The organism is Streptomyces sp. NPDC086077 (genome assembly GCF_040686175.1).
GTDB lineage: Bacteria > Actinomycetota > Actinomycetes > Streptomycetales > Streptomycetaceae > Streptomyces.
This window is the reverse complement of the sequence record NZ_JBFBJT010000282.1, coordinates 1-4,022: the sequence shown is the minus strand read 5'-3', so window position 1 is coordinate 4,022 and position 4,022 is coordinate 1. Positions and strand designations below refer to the sequence as shown.

General features: G+C 71.1%; 2 protein-coding genes, 1 tRNA gene and 1 rRNA gene. 3 read left to right on the top strand and 1 reads right to left on the bottom strand.

The genetic code is table 11. The features are described 5' to 3' along the window. From rrf to AB0O67_RS36825, 3 genes are all read left to right on the top strand, one after another. Positions 1-93 (top strand): 5S ribosomal RNA (gene rrf / locus AB0O67_RS36835); the annotation flags it as partial. Between the two features lie 114 nt (positions 94-207). After that, entirely contained in the window at positions 208-870 is a 663-nt protein-coding gene (locus AB0O67_RS36830) for a DegT/DnrJ/EryC1/StrS family aminotransferase (protein ID WP_365460319.1), read from the top strand. A gap of 96 nt (positions 871-966) precedes the next feature. After that, a tRNA-Thr gene (locus AB0O67_RS36825) sits at positions 967-1,039 on the top strand. A gap of 47 nt (positions 1,040-1,086) precedes the next feature. On the opposite strand, the gene AB0O67_RS36820 is transcribed toward AB0O67_RS36825, so the two are convergent. Then, positions 1,087-3,849: a SpoIIE family protein phosphatase gene (locus tag AB0O67_RS36820; RefSeq protein ID WP_365460316.1), complete on the bottom strand. Its 2,763-nt coding sequence runs from the start codon at positions 3,847-3,849 to the stop codon at positions 1,087-1,089. Between the last annotated feature and the right edge of the window lie 173 nt (positions 3,850-4,022).

Genomic DNA, 4,022 nt, shown 5'->3' with positions numbered 1-4,022 from the left:
ACGCCCGGTTACATTTCGAACCCGGAAGCTAAGCCTTACAGCGCCGATGGTACTGCAGGGGGGACCCTGTGGGAGAGTAGGACGCCGCCGAACAAATTTTAGAAGAGTTGGACCTGGAACTTCGGTTCCGGGTCCAACTCTTTTTTGTTGTGCGTCACTTGCAGTTCACGTTGCGCAACCACGATCCGCATCATGGGTACTGCTGCATTGCTCAGGGCCGCCGGCGTAGGCGTCGGTGATGAGGTCATCGTGCCGGCGTTCGGGAACGTCGAGGTCTCCGAAGCGGTGACCCTGGCGGGAGCGCGCCCGGTGTTCGCCGACATAGACCCGGTGTCGTACTGCCTCGACGCGTCCGCCGTCGAAGCGGTGGTAACCCCGCGTACCGCGGCGGTCGTTGTGGTCCATCGGTTCGGTCGGCCGGCGGATGTCGCGGGACTGCATGTCGTCGGGCAGCGGCACGGGCTTCTGGTGCTGGAGCAGGGGGAGTCCGAGGAGCCGTCCGACGAGGTGGCGCAGCGTCGGCAGCGGGCCGCCTACCTGGACGCGAAGTTGCGGGGTGTGCAAACGCCGGACGTCGGTGTCGGGCACACCTATCAGCAGTACGTGGTGCGGGTGCCCGGCAACGGGCGGCCCGACCGGGACGCGTTCGCACGGTCCCTGCGGGTCAGGGGAGTTGAGTGCTGGGTGCCGGTGAAGACGCCGGTGCACCGGCTGCCCGCGTTCCGGGAGTGTGTGGTGTTGCCGGAGACCGAGCGGGCCGCCGAGGAGACGCTCGCGCTGCCGGTGGACGGTGCTCTGACGAAGCGGGACATGCAGCGGACAGTGTCCGCGTGCAATGCGCTGGGCGGACTGTTGCAGCCTGCCTTCTGATCGCCCTCTTGACGGGGCGCTGGTGGTTGGGAGCAGCGGTCTGTTCGGGGTATGATCTATTCCGTTGCCGCGAGGGAAACCTCAAAAAGGCGACCGGCCCCTATAGCTCAGTCGGCAGAGCGTCTCCATGGTAAGGAGAAGGTCAACGGTTCGATTCCGTTTGGGGGCTCCGACGCAGAAGGCCCCCGCCCTATCGGGCGGGGGCCTTTTTGCTGTTCAGGCGTTGTTCAGGCCGTTGTGGAGGCCGGGGACGCGCATCGCCAGGATCGCCATGTCGTCGGACGGGGCGTCCGAGGCGAAGCGTTCCACCGCGCGCATGATGCGGGCCGCGACCGCGCCCGCCGTGAGGCCGGTGCAGGTGGTGAGGACATCGGCGAGGCCGTCGTCGCCCAGCATGCGGCTGCCCTCGCGGCGCTCGGTGACGCCGTCCGTGACGCACAGGAGGACGTCACCGGGGTCGAGGGTGACCGTCTGCTCGTAGAGGTCAAGGTCCTCCAGGACACCGAGGAGCGGTTGGGGTTCGGCCGCGGCCTCCACCGTGCCGTCTTGGCGCAGACGCAGGGGGAGCGGGTGGCCGGCGCAGACCACCTTCAGCTCGGCGCTGCCGTCCTCCTGCGGGCGCATCTCGCCGTACAGGAGGGTGAGGAAGCGGCTGCGGGCTCCCTCGTCCAGGATGGCGGAGTTGAGGCGCTGGAGGACCGCCGGGCCGCTGAGGCCCTCGCGGGCCAGCAGGCGCAGGGCGTGCCGGGCGAGGCCGGTGACTGCCGCCGCGTTCGGGCCCGTACCGCAGACGTCGCCGATGGCGAAGCCGTAGGCGCCGTCGCGGATGGGGAAGAGGTCGTAGAAGTCGCCGCCGACCTCGTTGCCCTCGCCGGCCGCGCGGTAGATGACCTCGACCTCGACGCCGTCGATCACGGGAAGTTCGGGCGGCAGGAGGCTGCGCTGGAGGGACTGGCTGATGGCCGTGCGCTCGGAGTAGAGGCGGGCGTTGTCCAGCGCCAGGGCGGCTCGGCGGGAGAGGTCCTCGGCCAGTTCCAGGATCTCCTGGCGGAAGTGCTCGTCGGTGGGTTTGCCGAGGGTGAGCATGCCGATGACGCGGTTGCGGGCGACCAGGGGCAGGACGACGGTCTCGCCGCCGACCGCGGACGCCGTCGCGAGTGTCGTGCCGATGCCGGAGCTGACCGTGGCGGGTTCGCCGAGGCCCAGGCTGCGCATGGAGGTGCGCAGGGCCGCCTGGTGGGAGGCTTCCGCCGGGGCCGACCAGACGCGGGCGCCGGGGGTGGGCACGGGGTCGGGTGGGGCGATCTTCGACAGCAGCGACTTGATGCCGTCGATGAGTTCCTCGTCCTCGTGCAGGACGTACGAGAGGTAGGGCTCGGAGGCCTGGTCGGCGATCGTGTAGACCGCGCACCAGGTGGCCAGCGTCGGGACCGTCATCTGCGCCATCAGGGCGAGTGTCTGGTCGCGGTCCAGGGTGCCGGCGAGCAGGTCGGAGGCCTCGACGAGGAAGCTGAGGGAGCCGCGGCGCAGGCGTTCGAGTTCGCCGAGGCGGGCCGACTCGACGGCCAGGGCGATGCGGTCGGCGGCGAACTGGAGGCGCAGGGCCTCCTCGTTGGAGTAGCGGCCGGCGCCCTCCGCTGCTACGCCGAGAGAGCCGGTGAGGCGGCCTTCGACCTTGAGCGGGACGGTGACGACCGAGCGCATGCCGGTGCCGCTGAGCAGCGGTACGGCGCCCGGGACGGCCGCGAGGTCGTCGTGGACGGCGGGCATGCGGGCCGAGCCGTAGCGGCCGGGGCCCGCCTCGACGGGGACGCGGGCGAAGCGCTGGCGGGCGGAGGGCAGGCCCGTGGAGGCGCGGACCTCCAACTCCGTCTCGTCGTCGGTGGCGAGCAGGAGGAACGCGGAGTCGCCGTCGAGCATGTCGCGGGCGCGTTCGACCGTGCGCTGGAGGAGGCCGTCGAGGTCGTCGGGGGCCGGGGAGCCGATGAACACCTCGAAGGGGTCGGTGCTCTGGCCCTCGGAGGAGGTGGTCGAGTCGGACGCCGTCATGCGCATCGGCGTCTGCAGTACGGCCCGTTCGTGGTCGCGGACGAGGAGGCAGACGGTGGAGGGCTCGCCGGCGGTGTCGCGGACGCGGAGGTGGGAGGCGTACACCGGTACGACCCGGCCGCCGGAGTCGCGGATGCCGTAGCTGCCTTCCCAGCGGGAGAGGCGCAGCGCCTCGGCGATGCCGGTGCTGGTGCCCGGGGTGTGCGGCCAGGCGGCGAGGTCGGTCAGGGGCTTGCCGGTGACCTGTTCGCCCTGGTAGCCGAAGAGTTCCTCGGCGTCCTCGTTCCAGGCGGTGATGGCGCCGCCGCGGTCGATCTGGATGACGGCGACGCGGACGCGGCCGTCGGCCAGCGGGAGCAGGTCGGCGGGGAGGGACGGGCCGGCGGTGCGGGTGCCCACGGCGCGTTCGGGAAGGTCGATCTGGAACCAGACCTGCTTGTGCGTGGGCGTGTAGTCGACGCCCCAGCGGCCGGCGAGGGCCGCGCACAGTTGGAGACCCCGGCCGCCCTCGCGGTCGGGGCTGCCCATGTTGACGGCGGAGCCCTGGAGGGGGACTTCGCGTTCCGGGTAGTGGTCGGCGACCTCGATGCGGACGCCGCCGTCGAGGCGCAGGCACAGCACGTCCGCGTTGGTGCCCGCGTGGACGACGGCGTTGGTGACCAGTTCGCTGGTGAGCACCACGGCGTCGTCGACGACGTCGGCGTACCCCCAGCCCTGGAGCGTGTCGCGGACGAAGGAGCGTGCGGAGGCGACCGAGCGCCCGACGGGCTCGAAGCTGGCGGCCGCGCGCGCGGTGATCACGAAACTCCTCGATCTGCTCTCGACGTGCTGGGCGGCGGTGCCGGCCGGCGCGCCGCGCGTCTGTGTCGGCAGGCCGCTCGTCGGCCCGGGGTCCGGGGGCTGTCCCCCGGGGATCAGTCCGGTGGTCATGTGTGCGGCCGCCCCTCCGATGCCCGCTCGTTCTCGTGCCACCGCCCAGGCCGGACGGAACCGGTGCGGCTGGACAGCCGCATGCAAGGTTACTTACCTTCGCGGTTCATGCGGATGCCGGTCTGCAGTGTTTCCGTCCGGAGGGTGTGCGGACGATGTGCGAAGCTGCCGAA